Consider the following 23933-nt stretch of genomic DNA (forward strand, 5'->3'; position numbering starts at 1 on the left):
AATTTTTCTACAAATTAGGGATTGTTTTTGAGGTAATCAATCGCATCCTGCAAGGTTTTTACGGGAACAATTTTCATCTCTGTCTTGATTGTTTTAGCAGCTTCTAGGGCTGTTTCATAGTTGCTTTTCGCATTGGGATCTGCTTTTTTTGCTTCCTCGGTGACTGGATTGTCAGGAGCAAAAAAGACATTGGCTCCCTGACGAGAGGCTGCAACCACTTTTTTGTCAATTCCACCGATGTCGCCAACATTTCCATCGCGATCAATGGTTCCCGTTCCCGCAACGATGCGACCATTACGAAGTCCTGGATCTGCTATCTGGGTGTAAATAGCGAGACTAAACATAAGACCTGCACTGGGGCCACCGATACCAGCTGTTGAAAAGCGAATGGGAACATCACTGGTCACTTCCGTACGGTCAATCAAGCCAATCCCAATCCCATTTTTCCCGTTTTCGAGAGTGATAATTTTACCTTCAGCAGTCTTGACTCTTCCGTCTTCTTCGTAGGTTACCTTGACTGGATCTCCTAGTTTTTGAGAGTTGACATAATCAATCAAGTCTTTGGAACTGTCAAATGTTTTGTCATTAACAGCCGTGACGGTATCCGCAATGTTCAGAATGCCTTTAAAGGTTGAATTGTCCGTCACGGTCAAGACATAAACTCCCAAGTACTTGAGTTCGATATCCTTGCCTGCCGTCTTCAAGCCTTGATACTTGGCCATATTTTGGGATGTTTGCATGTAGAACTGATTGATCCGCATAAACTCTGCATCTGTAGAGCCACCCGTTGTCTCCTGAGCGCTTCTAATATCCGTAAATGGAGTCAGCCAAGCATAGACCAGATGAGACAGGGTTGCATGTCGAATACCGACTGTCACAAACTGGTAAGCTCCTGCTTCTGTATCTTCTGTTTCATTGACTTTCAAAACTTGACGAATATCTTCCGCTCCACCTGGAACTTCTATGTAATAAGGTAAAGGTACTACAAAGGCTAAAAAAGTCAATACTAGTGCTAGGATGACATATAAGGGCCATCTAGTTTTTTTCTTCATGTTCTAATTCCTCCACAACACTGTTTGGGACATATTGCTGAATCTCCTGACAAAACTTCAGGAGCTCTCTCACGGCTGACGAGCTAATATAGAGATGCTCTGGGCGACTATGTAGGTAGACAGTCCCGATTTCTGGAGCCAGTTGATAATTGTAGTAGTCAAAACTAGCCTCATATTGCAAGTCTGTAGCATTCCGCAAACCACGGACAAGAGTTTTAGCTCCCAATCTTCTTGCAACATCAACAACTAATTGGTCGTGAGAAGCTATTACCTCTACATTATCTAAATGCGCCACAGCTTTTTCGACTGCCCGTTTGCGATTTTCAACAGGGAGAAAACCTTGTTTGTGGGGATTGTAGAACACCCCGACATAGAGCTTATCAAAGAGTTTGCTGGCGCGTTCAATGATATCCAGATGTCCATTTGTCATCGGATCAAATGATCCTGTAAATAATCCAATTTTATCTGACATAGACTGTCACCTTACTAATCCCATATATTTTTTCCTTCCAGATGCCTAAGCAGGCGATTTCTTCTGGAAGTTCTACAGACTTATCGGTTTCGCAGACGACCATGACTTCTTCAGAGAAGAGATTTCTTTCCGCCATTTTTTCGATATCTGCAACGATTTGTTCCTTGGCATAGGGAGGATCTAAAAAGACCAGGTCAAAGGGACCTGTAACTTGCTCCAAAGCACGCTCAGCTTCCATCTTTAAGAGCTGAAATTTAGAAACTTCTTTGGTCATTTGGATATTTTCAGCGATGATAGCTTGTGCCTTTCGATCCCGTTCCACTAAGACAGCATGGGACATCCCTCTTGACACAGCTTCAATAGACAGACCGCCACTGCCAGCATAAAGATCCAAGACACGACCACCCTCAAAATAGGGGCCTATCATGTTAAAGATAGCTCCACGCACCTTATCTGATGTCGGCCTCGTCGTCTTGCCTTCTAGCGTCTTGAGGGGACGCCCTCCGTAGATTCCTGATACGATTTTCATACCGTTTATTATACCAAATTATAGGCAAAAAGAGAAAGAAAACCGAACCTTACGGTTCGATTCCCTACAAGATATTTTCATAAGTGTCGCGGACTTCTTGAGGCCAGACACTGGTCTGAACCTCTCCGATGTGTTTCTTACGAAGAAGGAACATGGCCATCCGAGACTGTCCGATACCCCCACCGATTGTCAATGGGAAAAGGCCGTTAAGCAGAGCCTTATGCCATTCCAACTCAAGACGATCTTCGTCTCCTGTAAGGGCAACTTGGCGACGAAGCGTGTCTTCATCTACCCGAATCCCCATTGAGGAAAGTTCAAAGGCACATCCAAGAGATTCATTCCAAACCAGAATATCCCCATTCAGTCCCTTGTAGCCATTCTCAGACTCTGTTGTCCAGTCATCGTAGTCAGGTGCGCGGCCGTCATGAGGTTTCCCGTCAGGCAACTCGCCACCAATACCAATCAAGAAGACTGCACCAAACTCTTTACAGATTGCGTTTTCACGCTCTTTCGGTGTTAGATCTGGATAGCGTTCCACCAACTCTTCCGTATGGATAAAGGTAATCTGTTTTGGCAAGATAGATTCAATATCATAGCGTGCTTCTACTGCCAGCTCTGTCAGACGAATAGCCTTATAAATCTTTTCAACGGTTTCTTTGAGATAGGCGATATTACGTTGTCCATTTGGAATCACTTTTTCCCAGTCCCACTGGTCTACATAAACAGAGTGGGTTGCATCCAGCGAATCTTCGTCTGGACGAAGAGCCTTCATGTGAACAAACAGACCCTCACCTTCACCGAAACCAAAACGAGCCAAGGTGTGGCGTTTCCATTTGGCAAGTGAGTGAACGACTTCATAGGTTTCATCTGGAATCTGCAAAACCTTGACAGATACTGGATGTTCGACACCGGACAGGTTGTCCTGCATACCATCGCCGACCTTGCTCAAGATAGGTCCCTGAACTTCCACGACTTCTAGTTTATCTTTCAAATACTGGGTAAAGGTGTTTTTAACAAAAGAAATTTCTTCTTGCTGATGAATAAAGCTTTTCTTCATAACTACTCCTAAAAAATTAATTAAAAGCATTATACACCTATTTTCAAGAAAAGGAAAGAGTAAATAAGAAAAAGTCAGCGCTCTTTAGAACACTGACTCTGTCATTCATTAATCGTTTCGACCAAAGATTCGTAAGATGCTAAGGAAGAGGTTGATAAAGTCTAGGTAGATGCTGAGCGCCATTGAAATGACCCAACCTGTCGCTACTTGCCCTCGTGACTGCTCATAAACATAGCGAATCTTTTGGTTGTCCCAAGCAATCAAACCTGAGAAGACCAAGACCATGGCAATACTAATCATGTAGTCAAAGAAACCACTAGCTAAGAAAATATTCACAATCATGGCAATGATGAGGCCAACAAGCGCAGCCATCAGAGCACGTCCCATTCCACTCAAATCTTTCTTAGTGAAAATTCCGATTGCTGCCATGACAAAGAAGAGAAGGGCGCTGGATACAAAGGCTGATAAGACGGTCCCAGGTGTATAGAAGGCTACGACAAAGCTAAGTGTGAAGCCATTTAAAACAGAATAAATTAAAAATACTGGGAGAGCTGCTGGACTGTTTTTAGCAGCCATGCTACTCGCAACAAAGACCAGACCAAGTTCTGCAAAAGTTGCAATCATCAACCAGAGACGACCATGCATTAAAAAGTAGACCAATTGAGTCTGAAAGACCGTCAACATCAAAGCTGACACGAGAGCTGACAGACCAATCCCAAGTCCCACAAAGGCATAAACCTTAGCGTAAAATTGATTGAGACCTGAACGTTCTTGAATAATTGTTTGATTCATTCTGATTCTCCTTTTTCTATAAATATGTCTTGATTATAACAAAGATTTTATAAATTAGCTGAAATAAAACATCAAAATGCCTGCTGCAACTGCCACGTTGAGACTTTCTGCTCGACCTTTCATGCTTATATGAACCAGCTGATCAGCACTCTCAGCCATGACAGAACTAATCCCCTGTCCTTCATTTCCCATGACTAAAACAAAGTCTTCTAGGGGAGAAAGCTCACGATAATCCTTTGACTCTCTCGATAAGGTCGTTGCCAGAATGGGCAAGTCACTCTTTTTAGCCCCTTCTACAAAGGTGGCAACAGGCATACGATAGATGGGCAAATGAAAATGACTTCCTTGCATGGAACGCAGGGTCTTGAGGCTGTATATATCTGCTGACTTGTCTGAAACAATGACCCCTGTAAAACCTGCCGCATCCGCAGTCCGAATCATGGTGCCAACATTACCAGGATCTTGAACATCTTCTAAAAATAGAAACTTACCCTGACGAAGATCAGGCAGTCCTACTTCTTCTTTTTGGACGATTGCTACGATTCCCTGTGGTGTTTGAGAATCTGCCAAATCCCGCAAAATCTCCTCTGAAACCCAGACAGTTTGAGGAAAAGCCGCTAGCTGATCTCGGTAACTTTCTAGGGCAAAAATCTTCTCAATCGTCACTCCAGCTTGAACAGCTTCTTCGAATAAGTGCCAACCCTCAATCAAATAAGCAGACTTTCGATATTTTTTTTGATGCAATTTCTTGGCATTTTTTACCACAGAATTGGCTTTTGAGGTTATAATAGTCATAGAAATATTATAACACAATCAAAGGGGTTTGGTATGCAAAAGGTTAGAATGATTGCCCAAGGTAGGGTGCAGGGTGTTGGTTTTCGCTGGGGCGTTTATACTCTAGCGCTTGAAATCGGTGGCATCACTGGTCGTGTCTGGAATAATGACGATGGCACAGTGGAAATTCTTGCTCAGGCAGACTCCTCTGCCACTATGGCAAAATTTATCCAAGAAATCCGTAAAGGTCCAACGCCTTTTTCAAAAGTTACCTATCTAGATGTGCAAATGAGCAACTTTTCATCCTATTCGGACTTCAAAGTCGCAAATTAGGTCTCCAGAACTATTGTATATTTTACAAAAAAACAGTAGAATAGAAAGGTATAATTTTTAAAGAAGGAATGAAAACATTGAAATCTATTAAACGTTTTGCCCTCTCTGCTATGGGAGTGGCTATGCTACTCGTCTTGACAGGTTGCGTTTCTGTTGATAAAACGACTGGAGAACCGACTGGATTTATCTGGAACACCATCGGAGCGCCTATGGCAGAGGCCATCAAATACTTTGCTAATGATATGGGACTTGGTTTTGGGATGGGGATTATCATCGTCACCATTATCGTGCGTTTAATTATCTTGCCGCTCGGTATCTACCAATCGTGGAAGGCGACGCTTCACTCTGAAAAGATGAACGCCCTCAAACACGTGCTTGAACCACATCAAACACGTCTAAAAGAAGCAACAACTCAAGAAGAAAAACTTGAGGCTCAACAAGCTCTCTTTGCCGCCCAAAAAGAACATGGTATCAGCATGCTAGGAGGCGTCGGATGTTTCCCTATCTTGCTCCAAATGCCTTTCTTCTCTGCTATCTACTTTGCAGCCCAACATACTGAAGGGGTCGCAGGATCTAGCTTTCTCGGTATCGAACTAGGCTCACCAAGCATGCTCCTCGTAGCCTTTGCAGGTATTCTTTACTACATCCAATCTCTCCTCTCGCTTCATGGAGTAGAAGATGAGATGCAAAGAGAACAACTTAAGAAAATGATCTACATGAGCCCACTCATGATTGTTATCTTCTCCCTCTTCTCACCAGCCAGTGTAACACTTTACTGGGTTGTCGGTGGTTTCATGATGATTCTCCAACAGTTTATCGTCAACTATGTCGTTCGTCCAAAACTTCGTCAAAAAGTACGTGAAGAATACGAAAAGAACCCTCCGAAAGTCAGCCCTTCTGCAGGTGCAAGAAAAGACGTGACTCCTAAGCAGGCTCAAGCGATCACGACCAATAAGAAAAAGAAAAACCGCAACTCTGGTAAACAACGATCTAGATAAGACTCAAAAGGCTTAGCTGAAAGGCTAAGTCTTTTTGCATCACAAAAGCCCGATGTCTCCATCAGGCTTCTTTTTTATCCATGAACACGTTTCATATAGTCTTGATAACTTTCTGTATCCATAAGCTCCTTGGCATTCTTGACACGATCTGCTGTTGGTGGCTTTACCCCCTCAAGCGAATATGGAATCCCAAGTTCACGCCACTTGAATTCTCCCATCGTATGATAAGGTAGGATTTCAAACTTGTCAACGTTTTTAAGGGTTTTGACGAATTTACCGAGTTCGATCAAGTCGTCATCTCTATCTGTCAACCCTGGAACCAATACGTGGCGAATCCAAACAGGCTTCCCGATATCTGATAGGTACTGGGCACAGGCCAAGATGTTTTTATTGGTTTGGCTAGTTACAATCTTGTGCTGTTCTTCGTTGATTTCCTTGATATCCAGGAGAACCAAGTCTGTCACCGCCATGAGTTTATTAAACTTTTCGAGATAACGTGGTGTGTTACGGAAAGGAAGGGCACAGGTGTCCAATGTACAGTGAATCCCTTTTTCCTTAGCCTTGGTAAAAAAGGCAATCAAGAAATCAATCTGCAGGAGGGCTTCTCCACCACTAACAGTGATTCCTCCCTTGTCTCCCCAGAAACCACGATAGCGAAGGGCTTCTGTCAAGACATCGTCTACTGTCCGTTCACGTGATTTATTGGTCTCCATAGCCCATGTATCAGGGTTATGACAGTACTGGCAACGCATGTGACAGCCCTGCAAAAAGACAATAAAACGAATCCCAGGGCCATCTACCGCCCCAAAACTCTCTGTCGAATGCACCATTCCTGTCACTTGTCCATAGTCAATTGTTTCTTCAGACATATCGTCACCTTCCTTGAAACCGTTTTATAGTTTTATTATATCACGACTTGAGGGAAAAACAAGATTTTTGTCTATTTTTTAGAAAGCAATCTGTTTTTCACTTTCATTTTCATTTTTTTAATGATCGGGTTCAAAATCAAAACCATACAAGGTTGCAAAATAGTCCTCAGGGCGCTCTGCACGGCGGATTTGGCGGGCTTTGCCTTCTTCGGTATAGAGGATTTCTGCCGAGCGTAGTTTGGCATTGTACTGGTAACCCATGGAGAATCCATGTGCACCTGTATCATGAATCACCAGTAAATCACCGATTTCTGTATGAGGTAGTTCGCGATTAACTGCAAATTTATCATTGTTTTCACAAAGCGATCCAACCACATCTACGACCTCCACTGGTCCGTCTGGATGGGTCAGATTGGTGATATGGTGGTAGGCTCCATACATGGCAGGACGCATGAGGTTGACTGCTGAGGCATCCACACCTAGATAGGTACGATAGGTTTTCTTCTTATGGGTGACTTTTGTGACGAGAGCTCCGTGAGGGGCTAACATAAAGCGACCTAATTCAGTAAAAATCTTGACCTGACCAAGTCCTGCAGGTGTAAGAACTTCCTCATAAACCTTTCGCACGCCCTCACCAATCATAGCAATATCATTTGGCTCCTGATCTGGGCGGTAGTTGACTCCGATTCCGCCAGAAAGATTGATAAAGTCCAGTGAAATACCTAATTTCTCCTTGATTTCAACGGCCAATTCAAAAAGCTGACGAGCCAACTCTGGATAGTAGAGATGGGTGACGGTATTGGATGCTAGGAAGGAATGAATCCCAAAAGTCTTGGCTCCTTTTTCCTTCAAAACAGCAAAGGCTTCAAAGAGTTGATCCTTGGTCATGCCAAACTTAGCCTCCCCAGGATTGTCCATGATATCTGTTCCTAGTTCAAAAACGCCTCCAGGATTGTAACGACAAGAGATGATTTCTGGAATGCCTGCCGCTCGCTCCAGATGTTCAATATCTTCAAAGGCATCCAAGTTAATGGTCGCACCCAATTCACGCGCATAAGCATACTCTTGGTCTGGTGTGTTGTTTGATGAGAACATCATCTCAGAACCTGCAAACCCAAGTTTATGGCTCATCAGGAGCTCCACATAACTGGAACAGTCCACACCACAACCTTCCTCTTTGAGGATTTTCAAGATGGCTGGAGTTGGAGTAGCCTTGACTGCGAAATATTCTTTGAATCCCTTATTCCAAGAAAAGGCCTGGTTGACGGCTCTTGTTTTTTCACGAATCCCCTTCTCATCATACAAGTGAAAGGGAGTCGGGAACTCTGCAACAATTTTTTCTAAATCTTCTCGGCTGATAAATGGTGTTTTCATAAGCATCCTTCTATTCTGTTTGCAAAGAAAGGCTGGGACAATCGTTCCAACCTTTAGTTCTATCTCTTATTTGTCTTCGTCAAAGATATTGCCAATCTCAACATCGATGGATTGGTTCTTAACATCAATATTGGTTACCTTCAAGAGTGACTTGTAATCGAACTGCTTTTCACGTTCTTCTTGGGCATTGTCTGCAAAGACTGCGACACCAGCCAATTCAGAGTCGAACTCACGCAAGAGACTAATCATCCCGTTGACCGTTCCGCCACCTTTCAAGAAGTCATCCACAATCAAGACACGACTGCCTGCCTTGAGACTGCGTTTTGAAAGGAACATTTTCTCAATGCGGTCTCCACTTGAACCTGATACGTAGTTGACGCTGACAGTTGAACCTTCAGTGATTTTCAAATCACGACGCACGATAACAAATGGAACATTGAGGACGTTGGCAACTGCATTTGCGAGTGGCACACCTTTTGTTGCCACTGTCATAACGGCATCGATTTTTTGGTCCATAAAGCTCTTGGCAATGATGCGCCCAATATTTTTCAAAATAGCAGGCGTACTAAGTAGATCAGACAGGTAGATATAGCCGCCCGGCAAGATACGGTCACTTTCTGAAAGTTTGTCACGCAAGTCTGCGATCATTTCTTTGGCTTCATGACTAGAGATTGATGGTGTAAAGATAACGCCACCACCTGCTCCAGTCACAGTCTGAATATGGCCGATTTCGATTTCCTCAAAGGCACGCTTGATAATCACAATGTCCTCTGAAATCGATGATTTAGCAGATTCGTACTTTTCTGCAAAGGTGTTGAGACTGGTTAGTTTGTATGGATTATTAATCAAATAGTTGGAAATGACAACCATCCGATCACTTCTTCTTAATTTCATTTTTATTTACCATTCCATTTAATTTTGATATTTTATCCATTATACCATATTCACATAAAAAAACGAACATTATTGCGTAAAAAATGCTCGTTTTTCTTAAATTATTAATCTAAATCTGGTTTATAGAAGGAACGATTGTCCATAGCGAAGATTTTATTGGTCATCTCTCCTTTGTCCACCAAAGCTAGAGCTGTTGACATCATCATCATGCTGGCATCTAGATTGTCAATCATATGAATAATCTCTGCCTCCATAATGCGTGGACGGACTGGACTTCCATACTCCAGCAAGCCATGATGACTGAGGATGACATGGCGCAGTAGCACCACTTCTTCTCTAGTATCATCGATGCCGAGTTCCATGACTGTCTTGGTAATTTCGCTATCGATGAGGGCGATATGGCCGATGAGATTGCCTCGCACTGTGTACTCCGTCTGATTGGGACCGCTGAGCTCTAAAACCTTGGCCAAGTCATGCAACATAATCCCAGCATAGAGCAGGCTCTTATTGAGCTGAGGATAGATCTCGCTAATGGCATCTGCCAAGCGCACCATGGTCGCCGTATGATAGGCTAAACCTGTTTCAAAGGCGTGGTGGTTGGTCTTGGCAGCTGGATAGGAGTAGAATTCCTTATCATACTTGGTGTAGAGACTGCGAACGATACGCTGCCAGACAGGATTTTCAATCTTGAAAATCATTTGCGACATGTAGTCACGAATTTCCTTGACATCGACTGGTGACTTGACCTTGAAGTCAGCTGGATCATTGGGTTCCCCAGGCTGAGGTAAACGAAGCGTGATTTGATTGACTTGAGGAGTGTTATTGTAAACTTCTCGACGTCCCTGCATGTGGACCACTTTCCCAGCGGTAAAGGCCTCAACGTTATGAGGTTGGGCATCCCAGAGTTTCCCTTCAATCTCGCCACTATCGTCTTGGAAGGTAAAGGCTAGGTAGTTTTTCCCAGCACGTGTCTGTCTCAGGTCAGCTGACTTGATCAGGTAAAAACCTTCAAACAGCTCATCTTTTTTCATGTGACTAATCTTCATATTCTTCCTCATCTTCTTGGAAATGGAGTAGATCAAGCGCAGGCTCACCTTCTGATAACTCAATGTGACGGAGCGTCCGCTCGATAGCTGTAGTACGACGGTTTAATAATTCATCAATATTGCCAGAGGCATGTTGGAGATGCTTTTGTGCCTTGACCAGAATGCCACCGAACTTACCAAACTCAGTCTTAACGCTGGCAAGAGTCTTGCTGATATGGTCAGCACTCTTTTGGATATTGAGAGTTTTGAAGCCAACTGATAGGGAATTGAGGAGGGCTGACAGGGTACTTGGCCCTGCGACAATAATCTGCTCCTCCCGTCTCAAATCATCAAAGAAGACAGGATTGCGGACGATTTCCGAGTAGAGTCCCTCTGTCGGAACAAATAAGACTCCAAAATTGGTCGTCCGAGGTGGCGCCAGATACTTGCTCTTGATATCCTTGGCGAAACGCTTAACGCTTGCTAAGAGTGACTTGCGACAGCGTTCAATCTCCTCCTTGTCACCTGCTTCATAGGCTTCTTCTAAGCGATAATAATCTGCCAGTGGAAACTTGGAGTCAATCGGAAGGTAGACGGTTTCCTGGTCGCCTTGTCCAGGTAACTTGATGGCATACTCCACTCGTTCACTGGAGTTTTCAACCGTTGCGTATTCTCGTTCGTACTGAGCAGGCGTCATGATGTCCTCGATGATTTGGCCCAGTTGTAATTCACCCAGAATGCCTCGCGTCTTAGTTCCTGAGAGAACCTTGTTGAGGGCTCCGACATCACGGGCAACTGTCTGCATCTCTCCAAGGCCACGATTGACAGACTCCAGTTGTTTGGAAACTGTCTCAAAGGAAGCCTGCAAGCGCGTCTGCAAGGTCTTTTCTAGTTTTTCCTCGACTGTTTGGCGCATTTGTTCTAGACGTTGCTCATTTGATTCTTGCAAGGCTTGGAGACGTTGGTCGGTCTTGTCTCTGGTTTGCAAGAGATTATCTGTCATTTCTTGACGGACTTGTGTCAGACCTTGATGCAACTCCATTCGCACTTCCTGCAAACGATCGCTGACAGCCACTTCCAAGTCTTTTTGATCCAGCTGGCTGACTTGTCTGGCTTGTTCAAAGCGGTAATCCAGTTGATCTGAAAGATTGTCTGCTTGATCCTCCAAGCTCTTGGCTAGGTACTTGTCTTGCTTATCTTGCCTTTGCCAAATCAGAAAGAGTCCAGCTAGGTTGGCAATTAATAATAGTAATAATACAGTCTCCATCCTACCTCCTGTCCTTGCTATGGAGTATGACCACATAGCCATCTGGGCAAGTCACTGAAACTTCCCTATCTACATATTCGTTAGAAGCGTACACTTTTTTAAAGAAAAAATTTTCCTCTGTCAATTCGTACTTAGCTCCGATAATGGTCAGCTGACTATCTCGAACTGGCATAAAGGCTAGGTAATCGTAGTCTGAACGGGGTTCTAGTTGACTGGTCCCTTCCGGACAATAGGCAATCACATTTTGCCCATCCTCAATTGCTATCTGGCGCATAAAGGGGGCCAACTTGGGATTGCTAGGCAGAAAGACATTGGCCAGCATATGGTCAATACGACCACCCAAAGCACCGAAAATAGTGACCTGAGCCTGAGGATTTTGCTTAAAGATGGTTAAGAGAGCCAATTCCAGATCAGTATCATCTTTTTCTGGTCGGGCTTGAACAAAATGTTGGGCACGTTTTTGAATCACCTGTCGCTCTTCCGCGGTCACCGAATCAAAATCCCCAACCGCTAGAGCGAGAGGAAGGTTTTCTTCCAGTACCCAGAGCGATCCTCGATCCACACCGACAAAGCTATCAAAATCCGTCCGATAATGACCGCGATCTCCACCTGCAAAAACGGCAACCCTAGTCCAGTTGTTTTCTGAGAGTTTGCACTCGTTCATCGACATCTCCCTTAAAGACATAGGATCCTGCTACAAAAACGGTCGCTCCAGCTTCTTTGGCTTGAGCAATGGTCTGGTCATCAATCCCACCATCGACTTCAACTTCAAAGCTCAAACCTTTTTCCTCACGAAGGGCAACTAACTCTCGAACCTTGTCCATGGTTTCAGGCAGAAAGGCTTGACCACCGAAGCCAGGGTTAACTGTCATAACTAAGACTTGGTCAACTAGGTGAAGCACGTGCTTGATTGCCTCAACAGGCGTACCAGGATTGATAACAACTGAAGGTTTAACACCGAGAGAGCGAATTTTTTGGAGGGCGCCATGGATATGAGGCGTTGCTTCCACATGGATACTGATGATATCCGCCCCTGCACGCGCAAAATCTTCTAGATGATGCTCTGGATTCGCCACCATCAAGTGGCAGTCAAAGACCATCTTACTATGTGGACGAAGAGCTTCGACCACACCTGCACCAAAACTGATTTGTGGTACAAAATGCCCATCCATGATATCGATATGAGCATATTCTGCCCCAGTTGCTTCTAGGCGTTTGATTTCACGTTCAAAGTTGGCATAATCTGCTGCCAGAATTGACGGAGCAATCTTGTATTGAGACATAGGTTTCTCCTTATTTTGGAATTTTTTTGCTGACTTTTTTATAGGTTTCTCTGCGATTTTCAATCTCACTGAGGAATTGGAGGTAGTTGTCAAAACGGAAGGTTGCAATGATTCCTTCTTCGACAGCCGGCTTAACCGCACAGGACGGTTCATGGGTATGGGTACAAGTACGGAATTTACAGTCTCGACTGACACTGGCAATCTCTGGAAAGGCCTGATTGAGGTCTTCAGCCGTTGACACTTCATAATCCAGTGATGAAAAGCCTGGTGTGTCTGCGATTTTACCCCCATTGAGATTGTAAAAACTGACAGCTCGAGTGGTATGACGACCGCGACCTAGACTGTCTGAGATCTCTCCTGTTTCAAGATTGAGGTCCGGTGCGATTTTATTGAGGAGTGTTGATTTCCCAACACCTGTCTGTCCCATAAAAACCGTAACTTTCCCTGTCAACAAAGGCAGGAGTTCCTCCTTACTGGTCACAAAGTCATAGCCAATGGAACGATAGGTTTGTTGGTAAAAACTTAATTCTTCCCTATCTTCCAGCAAATCCATTTTGGAAATATAGACGATGGGATGAATGCCCTTGTGTTCCAAAAGAACCAAGAAACGATCCAACAAGTTGCTGTTGAAGTCCGGTTCCTTGACGGACATGATCACCACAGCTTGGTCAATATTGACAATAGGTGGACGGACGAGACTGTTTTTCCGTTCGTGAATCTTGAGAATGTAGCCTTCTGAATTTTCCTCCGCAGAAAAATCTACCCAATCCCCAACATAGGGCGTATGACCTTTTTTGCGGAAATTCCCACGCGCACGCGTCTGGTAAACTTGACCATCACTCTCCACATAGTAGAATCCTGCCAAGGCTTTAATAATTTGTCCCTGCATCTTAGAGTCCTTGTCCTTTAAGCGCGTCTGCTAGACTGGCAAATTCTTCTAAGCTGAGAGCTTCACCACGCACAGATGGTGACAAACCTGCCTGATCCAAAGCCTTGGTCAGCTTATCCTTGACTTCATCAGTCTTGCCAAAGTAGCCTGTCAGGTTATTCCACAAGGTCTTGCGACGATGAGTGAAACTAGCCTTGGAAACCTTAAAGAAGAAGTTCTCATCTTTCACTGCTACAGCTGGATTTGGACGGCGCACCATTTTCAAGATGGCTGAGTCCACATTTGGTGCTGGTACAAAGACCGTACGAGGGACGATAAAGGCAACCTTGGCTGTCATATAATACTGCACAGCAATCGACAAGCTACCGTAAGCTTTAGTATTTGGTTGAGCAGAGATACGATCCGCCACTTCTTTTTGCATCATGACGACAAACTCACTAAAAGGAATACCACTCTCGATCAAGTGCATGAGAATAGGCGTTGTGATATAGTAGGGCAAATTGGCTACTACCTTGATTGGCAGATCAGGATTTTTGAAATTCTGGATATGTTGCGCCAAGTCAACTTTGAGAATATCCTTGTTGACTACGGTCACATTATCAAAATCACGCAAGGTATCAGCTAGGATTGGCACCAAACGGTGGTCGATCTCAAAGGCCATGACTTCTGCTGCACGCTCAGCCAAAAACTCCGTCAAGGCACCAATTCCTGGCCCAATTTCGATAACATTAACCTGGTCATCAATTTCAGCCGTATCCACGATTTTTTGAAGGATATTGGTATCCGTCAGGAAATTTTGTCCAAAGGACTTTTTAAAGGTAAAACCGTGACGCTCCAGCACTGCCTTGGTCACGCTATAATCTGCAATTCTCATTTATTCTCTTTTCTATTTATTAGCTAAAAATAATATATAAAACCCACATAATTACTAGTGCCAACAAAATCCAAAACACTAAAAGAACACGAGACTTGTTCCCTTTTGAATCAGCTCCAGTCGTACCTAGCACTTTCTTATCTTCTTGGGGGTTCATTTTCTTCAGTTCATCCTGATAGGCAACCGAATCTACAATATTGTCTTCTGGCAATAATTCTGAAGCATAATAATCAGGAAAGCCCATAGCAAGACCAATTAAGTTCTTTTCTGTCACAGAAAAATCTAAATCTTTGGGTTGATTTTCCCGAATAGCTCGTGTATTTTTTAACAGTTTATCAGAAACAACAGACACTTGGTCCATAAAAACAACATCTAAAAGATCAAATCCGAGCACATCACCGTCTTTGACATTTGCAAGAATATAACGGACAAAGTCATCATATAGCTGCACGGATTGCGGGGCATTCTCTTCTAAAAAAGAGCGGTTTTTGAGGGCATTCTGCTGGAATTTTTCAATAGAAAGCAAGATATCTACATTCTGCTCTTGGTAAAATCTTTCTGCTTGCTCTTCATCTTCTTCCAGTTTTTCTGCTGTTTTCCAGAGAGCAATCGGAGCTTTTAAATCTTCTTCATCCCAAAACAATTGCCAAAAATAGGGTATTGTGTAAATTCCCGCTGTTAGAATACGGGCTTCATCTCCGTTTTTTAAGTAAATATAACTTCTATTTGCCATATCATTTCCTTTCACAATCTTTGAAAAAGGTTAGTGGTTCAAGTAGGATGTAGATAAAACTATAAAGTTTCCAATTTTTCATGCCCAATCGAAAACCTAGACTTCATTTAAAAAGATGTTTCATAAAAGCACCAAGGGACGATAACAATACATGACCAGTTCAACCTCGGTCAGGACATCATCTGCAATTCTCATTTATTCTCTTTTCTAATATAGTATGCTTCCGGGGTATAATGATAGAGCAAAACAAATAAGGGAATCTCAGTAATTCCTTCCAGCATCTCTTTTAAGACCGCATCTGGATGGATAATCTCTCGTGTTTTGGTGAAATAAACACCTTGTTCCCCATTTCGATTACGGAGTTCCCAAGCGACATTGTTTCCTTGAACAGACGGCAAATAACGTTCCCTTTCTAGAAAGTCAAAAAATTCTTTCACCGTCATATCTTCAGGAATCTCAAATTCTATCTCATGGGGCAGTACATCATCCCCCATACACACAGACTCTCTGTCAACTTGTATTTTCATTTCAATCTGTCCTTATAAGTTTCTATTTGAACGCTATCAAAATAAATCTAAGTACCTCTATTGTAACACATTCCCTTTGTATTTTTGAGCTATCTAGCTATTATCATAACTTTCCATAGTCTCTTCCACTTCTGCCAAGGTTACCCCAAATAACTCTAAGCGCTTGAGGAGTTGTTTGCCGTTGGAATAGCCAATTCGTAGAGCCTCTCCTAGATACTCTCTACGCCTACGACTGTCCGCTCCCGCCAAGAAACCTAGGCGAATCAAGTCACCACGACTGATATCAAACTCGTTCTCGTTTTCAAATTGCTCTGTCACTTGAGCCAGCGCTGCTTTTAGATCTTCATAGCTGGCGTGTTCGATTCCCAGAGAGCGCCCCTTGGACTTGGATTTGGGAACAGCCTCATCTCGCTTGAGGAAGGCATGCTGCACTGTTGGAATGGCCGTCATAATCATGCGACGAATGCGTTCCCCATTAAAATCTGGATCTGTAAAGACAATGACTCCATGCAGTTCATGCAGGCGACGAATCCGCTCTATATCCTGGTCATTTATTGCGGAACCTCGTGTTTCATAGGTCTCTACATCAAAGTAACGTTTGAGATTGGCCGTATCATCGCGACCTTCGACCACAATGACTTGGGAAATTTTTTCTTTCATCACTTGCTGTCCAATCCAAAGATACGCTCCGCATTTGCAGTTGTTACTGCGGCTAACTCCTCAGTCGTCATCCCACGCAAATCCGCGATAAAGTCCACCACATAGCGTGTGTAGGCTGTTTTGTTTTCACGGCCACGTTTAGGAACAGGAGCCAGGTAGGGGGCATCCGTCTCTACCAAAATTTTATCCAAAGGTAGCTCTTTAGCAGCTTCTTGGATATCCGTCGCTTTCTTAAAGGTCACCACTCCCGAGAAAGAAATGGTCATGCCAAGCTCGACAAACTTCTCAGCCCACTCCAAAGAACCTGAGAATGAGTGCATAATCCCACCTCGTGGACCAACGCCCTCGCTCTTGATAATCTCATAAGTATCTTCTAGCGCATCACGAGTGTGGACCACAAAGGGCAAATTCAAGTCCTTAGACAGCTGAATCTGACGACGAAAAACCTGTTCCTGCACTTCCTTAGGTGCTGTCATCCAATGGTAGTCCAGGCCAATCTCACCCAAGGCAACAATCTTAGGATGTTTTAGTTTTTCAAGCAAGTAAGCTTCGACCTCGTCTGTGTAAGTCCCTGCTTCCGTCGGATGCCAGCCAATAGTTGCGTAGAGCTGCTCATACTCATTTGCCAACTCTAGGGCTCGTTCAATGGTCGGCTTATCAAAACCAACAATATTCATCCGAGTCACACCCATCTCAGCAGCCAAGGCGATTTCTTCTGCCTCACGTCCTGCAAATTCTTCTACATTTAAATGTGTGTGCGTATCAAAAATCATCTCTTCTAACCTCATTTTCTTCCATCTATTATACCAAAAATAGCATCCCTCGGCTTGTAAAAATATTCTAATACCAATCATTCTCCCTTGACTGCCTTTTTTCAAAGCAGTATAATAACACTTATTGAAATTTTCAGCAAAGGAAAAGAAAATGTTTAGAAAATTAAAATATACCTTTATCGGTCGACCACTCAAGTCTCTCACAGATGGTGAAGGGGGATTACTTGGAAAAATGCAGGCACTTGCAATGTTATCTAGTGATGCCCTGTCTTCTATTGCCTATGGACCTGAACAAGTCATTCTCGTTTTAGTCAGTCTCTCTCCTCTCGCTATCTGGTGGAGCCTCCCTATCGGTATTTTTGTCCTCTTACTGCTCGCTAGTTTGACCATTTCCTATCGTCAAATCATTCATGCCTATCCTCAAGGTGGAGGAGCTTATATGGTTACTCGAGAAAATCTATCTCCCGAGCTAGGCTTGATTGCTGGAGGTAGTCTGCTGGTTGACTACATGCTGACTGTGGCGGTATCGGTATCATCTGGAGCTGACGCTATAACAGCAGCCCTCCCTGCCCTCCACCCTTACAACCTCCACATCTCCATTTTTCTAGTTTGCTTGCTCATGCTCTTGAATTTAAGAGGATTGAAAGAATCTGCCAGCTCTCTGATGATTCCCGTCTACCTCTTTATCTTCAGTACCGTCTTTCTCTTGCTTTATGGGTTCTTTCAACTATTTACAGGGTCCCTAAACTACCAGGCAACTTCAACCATTGGGCAAACCGTTCCAAGCCTTTCCATCGTTCTCCTATTGAGAGCCTTTACCAGTGGCTCTGCCTCTCTGACAGGGGTTGAGGCTATTTCAAATGCGGTACCATTTTTCAAAACTCCGAAAGAAAAGAATGCTGCTCAGACCTTGACCATCATGTCGCTGATTTTAGGATTTCTTTTTGCAGGCATTACCTTCCTAAACTACTGGATGGGCATCACTCCTCAAAATGGAGAAACCATCCTCTCGCAAATGGCCAAGGGCATTCTTGGTGATTCATTCTTTGGTCATGCTAGCTACTATCTCTTCCAGTTCTCAACAGCCTTGATTCTAGCTGTAGCTGCAAATACTGGCTTTTCAGCCTTCCCTATGTTGGCCTACAATATGGCTAAAAACAAGTACATGCCCCATCTCTTTATGGAAAAAGGGGATCGTCTTGGCTACTCCAACGGTATCTTAACTCTGGCTTTTGGAGCTATGATCCTTCTTCTCATTTTTAACGGGAATACTGAACGCTTGATTCCTCTTTATACTATCGGGGTCTTCGTTCCCTTTGCCCTTTCTCAGACTGGGATGATTCGCCATTGGAAAAAGGAAAAAGGAGCAAACTTTTTAAAACCTGCCTTTGCTAATATCCTTGGGGCCATCATTTGTTATGCTATTGTCCTCATTTTACTCCTCTTCAGACTGGGTGATATCTGGCCATTCTTCCCAATTATCCTAGTTCTTACTTTCCTCTTTTTGTCCATTCACAGCCATTACCAAAAAGTGGCAAAACAGCTACGACTCTACGAAGGAATTGAAAAGCGCACTTATGACGGCAACCTTGTCCTTGTTCTAGTAGGGAATGTTACTCGAGTAAGTATCGGAGCCATTAACTACGCTCAAAGTATCGGTGATGAAGTGTTAGCCATGCACATTTCTACTAAAGAAACGGCAGAAAAAGACCAAGAAATTCTTCAGGAATTTGCCGACTACTTCCCAAATATCACTCTGAAGAATATCAATACCAGTTACCGCGACATCATCACCCCTAGTGTTAAGTATGTCAAACGAATCGCCCAAGAAGCTAAGCAAAAAAACTACACCGTTACAGTCCTTATCCCACAGTTTATCCCTAACAAGCCTTGGCAAAATATCCTGCACAATCAGATGAGCCTCAAACTAAAATACGCTCTCAGATGGCATGAAGACGTCGTTGTCGCCAGCTACTCTTATCACTTAAAAGAATAAAGAAAAGGCCCTACCAGAACCAAAAAGCGTCTGGTGGGGCCTTTTTCTGAATCCAGCCACTATGCTTAACTAAAAAACATGACTAGGAATATTATTGAATGTGGTTAGCTAAATCTTCCTGAGCTTTTTTGTTGGACTCAACTTTTTCTTTTTGCCATTTTTCATAAAGCTCTTGGTACTGTTTCGCAGTCACGGGATCTTTTTGCAACTCAAGGTATTTGTAGTTGTCCGCATCCCCTTTGTGTCCGACAAATGAGAAGGCTCCTGTGAACGGTACAGTCTTACGGAAGATTGGATTAGCTCCTCCGCTTTGAACTGGCAGAAAGAGAGCACTATCTGTTAGCCAAGCTTGAACTTCGGCAAATTTCTCATAGCGAACCTGAGTGTTTTCAACTTCTTTATCTGCCTTATCCAACAACTTCTTGTAAGTAGAGAGACCGATTTTTTCCTTAACATCATTGTCTTTTCCTGGAGTCAAGCCAAGATTTTTTAGCTGAGAACCAGAGTCTGGATCCAAGAGGTCAAGATAGGTCTTGGGATCAGAGTAATCTCCGCTCCAGCCTGAGATGTCAATGTCATAGTCCTTTTGTTCAGCTGTGTCAGCAAAGAAGGTTGCATTGTCTTTCTCGTCTGGAGAAAGTTGAATCACATCGATAACAATATTATCTGATCCAAGTGTCTCCTCAACCGTCTGCTTGAAAGAACTGGCTTGTTGTACGTCCAACTTAGCAGTCTGGTCCACTGGCATGTCTAGATGGATTGGGAAAGTCACACCTTCTGCTTGCAAACTTTCTTTGGCTTTGGCAAATTCTGCCTTGGCTTTGTCAGCATTCAAGAAGGCAGGCTGAGCGTCGTTTAGATTGACATTAGCCCACTCTGAACCATAGTTGACTATCTTTTCATTGACAGCATCTCCAAAGTTTTTCCCACCGATCTGAACAAAATTGCTTGGTGTGACTGTGTTTCGAAGGATACGATCAGCTCCATCTTCTCCATTTGTCTGTGCGGCATAGGCATGACGGTCAAAGGCAAAGTTAATTGCCTGACGGAAGTCCTTATTTTGCATAGCTGCACGAGAATCTGCCTTTTCTTTATCCGTCTGTTTCATGGTTTGATTGTAACTTTGACGGTTGACATTGAAGAGATAGTAGAAAGTCACAGCATTTTGAGGGGTATAAGTAATTTTATCCTCATTCCCTTTTTTCAACTGGTCAAACACAGAGCTTGTCGGGAAAATACGTCCGTCTGTGTAGTTGCCTTCTAAGAATCCTCGAGCTAAACTATCTTGGTCTGAACCATCATAGAAGGAAAGTTTTACTTTCTCAATCTTCACATTGTCCTTATCCCAGTAATTAGGGTTCTTTTCAAACTCAATTAAAGATTTTGATGTGAAAGACTTGAACAAGTATGGCCCATTTGACAGGATACTAGATGGGGTAACACTTCCAAAGTCATCTCCCTTAGATTTCAAAAAGACTTCATTGACAGGACTCAAAATTCCCCCTGTTGTCTTTGAATTCCAATAAGACTCTGGCTTGTTCAAGGTGTATTGGAGAGTATAGTCGTCCACTGCCTTGACTCCAACCGTCTCAAAATCAGATGTTTTCCCTTCGACATAATCTGCCAAACCTTTGATTGAATCCCGTACCAAGTACAAGTTCTCAGCCTTTTTATCCGCTGCATACTTAAGACCTGTCACAAAGTCATGGGCTGTCACTTCAGCGTACTCTTCTCCTTCAGAGGTATACCACTTAGCCCCTTGGCGGATTTTATAGGTATAGGTTAAACCGTCTTTTGATACTGTCCATGACTGCGCCATAGAAGGAACGAGGTTGCCGTACTTATCATTTTCCAACAAACCATCAATCAAGTTTGTCGTAATGCTAGAGGTTGAACCACGTGTCGAAGTGATATAGTCTAATGTATCTGGATTGCTAGCAAATACATACGAGTAGGTTTTATCTGTATTTGATTGTGCCGAACTACAAGCCACCATCAAGAAGCTTGCGCTCAAAATTCCAGCCCCTAGTAGGAGGGCTTTTGATTTCTTCATAACTGTTCTCCATTTTTATAGTATATGAAACATTATACATTATTTCAGAAAAAATATAAAGCATTTACAGACTGATATTATAGGAAAAAAGAAAAGCCAGTAGACTCGAGTTCCTACTGACTTCTTTGTTGAATTCGTTTGGATTATGCAGCCAAAACTTTGCGTCCTTTACGACGACGAGCTGCCAATACGCGACGACCGTTTTTAGTTGACATACGGTTACGGAATCCGTGTTTGCGCGCACGACGAAGTTTACTTGGTTGATAAGTACGTTTCACGATGAATACCTCCTCATAGATTTTGTATTCGTTTAGCCGGCTATAAAGTGATCAGTTACTAAACATACTTTACTATTCTATCTGATTCTGCCACTTTTGTCAATAGCTCCAAGCAAATGTTTTCTAGCTTTTCCTATGAAAGCCCTTATCTACGATACTGTTTCAAGAAACGAGTCATCTTTTCTTGGATTTGTGCTAATTCGTCCACACGAGGGAGGTAAACGATACGGAAATGATCTGGTTCTTGCCAATTAAAGCCGCGACCATGAACCAAGAGAACCTTCTCCTGCTTCAAGAAATCAAGAACGAACTGTTCATCATCATCAATGCGGTACATATTTCGGTCAATTTTAGGGAAGATATAAAGACCCGCCTTAGGTTTGACTGCAGACAAACCTGGAATATCTTGAATGGCATTATAGATAAAGTTTCTTTGCTCATAGATGCGACCACCAGGAAGGAGTAATTCATCCACTGACTGGTGCCCACCTAGCGAGGTTTGTACGACTTGCTGGGCCAAAACGTTAGAGCAAAGGCGCATATTGGACAGCATATTGAGACCTTCGATATAGCCTTTAACATGGGTTTTAGGCCCAGACAAGACCATCCAACCTACACGGAAACCAGCGATACGGTGGGATTTTGACAGACCATTCATGCTGACACAGAAAACATCAGGTGCCAAGCTTGCCACAGGCGTGTGTACATGCCCATCCATTACCATGCGGTCATAAATCTCATCCGCAAAGATAATCAAATCGTTTTGACGAGCAATCTCAATAATCTCCAGCAAGAGTTCCTTAGGATAAAGGGCTCCAGTTGGGTTATTTGGATTGATAAGGACGATAGCCTTGGTGTTCGAAGTGATTTTTGATTTAATATCGTCAATATCTGGGTACCACTCTGCAGCTTCATCACAGATATAGTGAACGGCATTTCCCCCAGCTAGGCTGACCGCAGCTGTCCAGAGAGGATAATCTGGCATAGGAACCAAGACCTCATCTCCATTGTCTAAAAGCCCCTGCATGGACATAACAATCAGCTCACTGACACCATTTCCAAGGTAGATATCATCAATGTCCACATTGGGGAAGTTCTTCAGTTGACAATACTGCATGATGGCCTTACGGGCTGAGAAAATCCCTTTAGAGTCAGAATATCCCTCACTATCACGCGCATTCATAATCAAGTCATGAATGACTTCATCTGGCGCTGTAAAGCCAAATTCTGCGGGATTTCCTGTATTCAGACGTAAAATCTTTTCTCCGTTTGCTCGCATCCGCATGGCTTCTTCTAAAACAGGACCACGGATATCATAAGCAACATGCTCTAGCTTACTAGACTTGTTATATTCTTTCATCTTGTTTCCTCAATTCATCGAGATAGTAACATTATACCACTAGAAAGGGATTGCGACAAGTTTCCTGAAATGAGCAAGCAAAGAAAAAAACTCACAACGACTAGGTTCTCACCGTCTAAATAACTAGAATACAGAAGTATTTTCTCACATACCAAAAGACAAACCTAGGAAGATCAATGCCAAAAAGGAATCATACAAAAGATTAAACATGAGAAAGAGCCCCCACGTGACCAAATAGTCCAAACGACCACTTCTCTTTGCAATCGCAAATAAAATGATGTGGTAGACTAAGTGAAAGAGAAGAAAGCCAACAAATCCTGGATAGAGAACGGGCACGACTCTTTCCAGCTGCCAAACCATCACTACTTCTCCTACAAGCGATGCAAAGATAATTCCATGATAAAGAAGACTTATTTTTTTAGAAGCTTGAACAGACTCTTTCATACTTTCTCATCCCCTCGCTGTGTCTCCTACTATCCCGTTTTCTTTTATTTTAACATATCTCCACCAAATCGAATCTCCGATAATATTTATTTAAATATGATTTTTACTTTACTTCTTTAGTGAAAAGGATTACAATAAAAGTAAGAAAATTTCAGGAGGTTTCATTATGGCACAACGTTACCAAAATGTTATGGTTGCAATTGATGGTTCTAAAGAGGCAGACTTGGCTTTTGTTAAAGGTGTTTACACTGCTCTACGCAATGATTCCAAGCTCACCATTGCCCATGTTATTGACACACGCGCTCTTCAAAGCGTGTCTACCTTTGATGCTGAAGTTTACGAAGAACTCCAAGTCGACGCTGAAAGTCTGATGAAAGAGTACGCAAAACGTGCAAAAGATGCGGGTGTGACTGATATTCATACCGTCATCGAAATGGGAAATCCAAAAACTCTCCTTGCTCGTACTATTCCAGACGCAGAAAATGTTGACTTGATTCTCGTCGGTGCAACAGGTCTTAATGCCTTTGAACGCCTCTTGGTTGGCTCTTCATCTGAATACATCCTCCGCCACGCAAAAGTTGATTTGCTCGTCGTGAGAGAACAAGAAAAAACATTATAGGAACACAA

The 23933-nt window shown here is 43.2% G+C and carries 27 protein-coding genes; 4 read left to right on the forward strand and 23 right to left on the reverse strand.

Translation table 11 applies throughout. The annotated features are described in order from the left end of the window. Positions 1 to 14: 14 nt before the first annotated feature. The 6 genes from EJF26_RS05880 to EJF26_RS05905 all read right to left on the reverse strand — a co-directional run bounded on the left by EJF26_RS05880 (position 15) and on the right by EJF26_RS05905 (position 4697). Positions 15 to 1052 carry a SepM family pheromone-processing serine protease gene (locus tag EJF26_RS05880; protein WP_000730768.1) on the reverse strand — a complete coding sequence of 346 codons (1038 nt, stop codon included), beginning with the start codon at positions 1050 to 1052 and terminating at the stop codon, positions 15 to 17. Then, a complete protein-coding gene (coaD, locus tag EJF26_RS05885; RefSeq protein WP_001280709.1) occupies positions 1036 to 1524 on the reverse strand; it encodes a pantetheine-phosphate adenylyltransferase in 489 nt (162 codons plus the stop codon). The genes EJF26_RS05880 and coaD overlap by 17 nt, the downstream gene beginning before the upstream one ends. Then, complete coding sequence (gene rsmD, locus EJF26_RS05890; protein WP_000706947.1) at positions 1514 to 2053, reverse strand: 16S rRNA (guanine(966)-N(2))-methyltransferase RsmD; 540 nt, start codon at positions 2051 to 2053, stop codon at positions 1514 to 1516. Before rsmD ends, coaD begins: the two co-directional genes overlap by 11 nt. A gap of 64 nt (positions 2054 to 2117) precedes the next feature. Next, on the reverse strand, positions 2118 to 3110 hold the full coding sequence (asnA, locus tag EJF26_RS05895) for an aspartate--ammonia ligase (protein ID WP_000747987.1): 993 nt from the start codon (positions 3108 to 3110) through the stop codon (positions 2118 to 2120). A 108-nt stretch (positions 3111 to 3218) separates the two neighbouring features. Beyond that, entirely contained in the window at positions 3219 to 3902 is a 684-nt protein-coding gene (locus tag EJF26_RS05900; protein ID WP_001076875.1) for a Bax inhibitor-1/YccA family protein, read from the reverse strand. 54 nt (positions 3903 to 3956) lie between these two features. Continuing rightward, on the reverse strand, positions 3957 to 4697 hold the full coding sequence (locus EJF26_RS05905; protein ID WP_004246533.1) for a TrmH family RNA methyltransferase: 741 nt from the start codon (positions 4695 to 4697) through the stop codon (positions 3957 to 3959). Positions 4698 to 4730: 33 nt separating this feature from the next. Here EJF26_RS05905 and EJF26_RS05910 point away from each other — a divergent pair, with 33 nt between their 5' ends. Together EJF26_RS05910 and yidC are read left to right on the forward strand one after the other, a co-directional pair. Further along, the gene (locus EJF26_RS05910) at positions 4731 to 5009 is read left to right on the forward strand and encodes an acylphosphatase (protein WP_001174620.1); all 279 of its coding nucleotides are present in this window, start codon (positions 4731 to 4733) and stop codon (positions 5007 to 5009) included. Positions 5010 to 5086: 77 nt separating this feature from the next. Next, entirely contained in the window at positions 5087 to 6007 is a 921-nt protein-coding gene (yidC, locus tag EJF26_RS05915) for a membrane protein insertase YidC (RefSeq protein ID WP_025168371.1), read from the forward strand. A 74-nt stretch (positions 6008 to 6081) separates the two neighbouring features. Here the strand turns inward: yidC and pflA are convergent, their stop codons facing one another. The 13 genes from pflA to EJF26_RS05980 all read right to left on the reverse strand — a co-directional run bounded on the left by pflA (position 6082) and on the right by EJF26_RS05980 (position 17175). Further along, a complete protein-coding gene (pflA, locus tag EJF26_RS05920; protein ID WP_001288276.1) occupies positions 6082 to 6876 on the reverse strand; it encodes a pyruvate formate-lyase-activating protein in 795 nt (264 codons plus the stop codon). Positions 6877 to 6993: 117 nt separating this feature from the next. After that, positions 6994 to 8250 (reverse strand): diaminopimelate decarboxylase, encoded by a 1257-nt coding sequence (locus EJF26_RS05925; protein ID WP_000856537.1) that lies wholly within the window; start codon positions 8248 to 8250, stop codon positions 6994 to 6996. A gap of 66 nt (positions 8251 to 8316) precedes the next feature. Further along, on the reverse strand, positions 8317 to 9144 hold the full coding sequence (purR, locus tag EJF26_RS05930; protein WP_002874197.1) for a pur operon repressor: 828 nt from the start codon (positions 9142 to 9144) through the stop codon (positions 8317 to 8319). Between the two features lie 104 nt (positions 9145 to 9248). Beyond that, positions 9249 to 10190, reverse strand: a complete 942-nt coding sequence (locus tag EJF26_RS05935) for a 3'-5' exoribonuclease YhaM family protein (protein WP_000703212.1) — start codon at positions 10188 to 10190, stop codon at positions 9249 to 9251. After that, positions 10180 to 11436 (reverse strand): DNA recombination protein RmuC, encoded by a 1257-nt coding sequence (locus EJF26_RS05940; protein WP_000450909.1) that lies wholly within the window; start codon positions 11434 to 11436, stop codon positions 10180 to 10182. The genes EJF26_RS05935 and EJF26_RS05940 overlap by 11 nt, the downstream gene beginning before the upstream one ends. A 1-nt stretch (position 11437) precedes the next feature. Then, positions 11438 to 12100 carry a thiamine diphosphokinase gene (locus EJF26_RS05945; RefSeq protein WP_001001249.1) on the reverse strand — a complete coding sequence of 221 codons (663 nt, stop codon included), beginning with the start codon at positions 12098 to 12100 and terminating at the stop codon, positions 11438 to 11440. Further along, positions 12063 to 12719, reverse strand: coding sequence for a ribulose-phosphate 3-epimerase (gene rpe, locus EJF26_RS05950; RefSeq protein ID WP_000084992.1), 657 nt, complete (start codon positions 12717 to 12719; stop codon positions 12063 to 12065). Before rpe ends, EJF26_RS05945 begins: the two co-directional genes overlap by 38 nt. 10 nt (positions 12720 to 12729) lie before the next feature. Continuing rightward, complete coding sequence (rsgA, locus tag EJF26_RS05955; RefSeq protein WP_001161971.1) at positions 12730 to 13608, reverse strand: ribosome small subunit-dependent GTPase A; 879 nt, start codon at positions 13606 to 13608, stop codon at positions 12730 to 12732. A 1-nt stretch (position 13609) separates the two neighbouring features. Next, positions 13610 to 14482 (reverse strand): 16S rRNA (adenine(1518)-N(6)/adenine(1519)-N(6))-dimethyltransferase RsmA, encoded by an 873-nt coding sequence (gene rsmA, locus EJF26_RS05960; protein WP_001216851.1) that lies wholly within the window; start codon positions 14480 to 14482, stop codon positions 13610 to 13612. Between the two features lie 19 nt (positions 14483 to 14501). Then, positions 14502 to 15215: a hypothetical protein gene (locus tag EJF26_RS05965; protein ID WP_000013636.1), complete on the reverse strand. Its 714-nt coding sequence runs from the start codon at positions 15213 to 15215 to the stop codon at positions 14502 to 14504. A 191-nt stretch (positions 15216 to 15406) separates the two neighbouring features. Continuing rightward, positions 15407 to 15742, reverse strand: a complete 336-nt coding sequence (locus EJF26_RS05970) for a hypothetical protein (protein WP_000701744.1) — start codon at positions 15740 to 15742, stop codon at positions 15407 to 15409. 93 nt (positions 15743 to 15835) lie between these two features. Next, a complete protein-coding gene (gene rnmV, locus EJF26_RS05975; protein ID WP_000659986.1) occupies positions 15836 to 16402 on the reverse strand; it encodes a ribonuclease M5 in 567 nt (188 codons plus the stop codon). Further along, positions 16402 to 17175, reverse strand: coding sequence for a TatD family hydrolase (locus EJF26_RS05980; RefSeq protein ID WP_000575631.1), 774 nt, complete (start codon positions 17173 to 17175; stop codon positions 16402 to 16404). The genes rnmV and EJF26_RS05980 overlap by 1 nt, the downstream gene beginning before the upstream one ends. Positions 17176 to 17326: 151 nt before the next feature. Between EJF26_RS05980 and EJF26_RS05985 the strand changes: the two genes are divergently transcribed. After that, on the forward strand, positions 17327 to 19171 hold the full coding sequence (locus EJF26_RS05985; RefSeq protein ID WP_000488834.1) for an APC family permease: 1845 nt from the start codon (positions 17327 to 17329) through the stop codon (positions 19169 to 19171). 91 nt (positions 19172 to 19262) lie between these two features. On the opposite strand, the gene EJF26_RS05990 is transcribed toward EJF26_RS05985, so the two are convergent. From EJF26_RS05990 to EJF26_RS06005, 4 genes are all read right to left on the reverse strand, one after another. Then, complete coding sequence (locus tag EJF26_RS05990) at positions 19263 to 21224, reverse strand: peptide ABC transporter substrate-binding protein (protein ID WP_000748552.1); 1962 nt, start codon at positions 21222 to 21224, stop codon at positions 19263 to 19265. Between the two features lie 143 nt (positions 21225 to 21367). Then, a complete protein-coding gene (rpmH, locus tag EJF26_RS05995) occupies positions 21368 to 21502 on the reverse strand; it encodes a 50S ribosomal protein L34 (protein WP_000831905.1) in 135 nt (44 codons plus the stop codon). A 145-nt stretch (positions 21503 to 21647) separates the two neighbouring features. Next, complete coding sequence (locus EJF26_RS06000) at positions 21648 to 22862, reverse strand: pyridoxal phosphate-dependent aminotransferase (RefSeq protein WP_000666480.1); 1215 nt, start codon at positions 22860 to 22862, stop codon at positions 21648 to 21650. A 144-nt stretch (positions 22863 to 23006) separates the two neighbouring features. After that, positions 23007 to 23306, reverse strand: a complete 300-nt coding sequence (locus tag EJF26_RS06005) for a hypothetical protein (RefSeq protein WP_000665208.1) — start codon at positions 23304 to 23306, stop codon at positions 23007 to 23009. 166 nt (positions 23307 to 23472) lie between these two features. Between EJF26_RS06005 and EJF26_RS06010 the strand changes: the two genes are divergently transcribed. Then, positions 23473 to 23925, forward strand: coding sequence for a universal stress protein (locus EJF26_RS06010; protein ID WP_000079157.1), 453 nt, complete (start codon positions 23473 to 23475; stop codon positions 23923 to 23925). Positions 23926 to 23933 lie beyond the last annotated feature (8 nt).

It is taken from the genome of Streptococcus oralis subsp. dentisani (assembly GCF_007475365.1).
GTDB classification, from domain to species: domain Bacteria; phylum Bacillota; class Bacilli; order Lactobacillales; family Streptococcaceae; genus Streptococcus; species Streptococcus mitis_AX.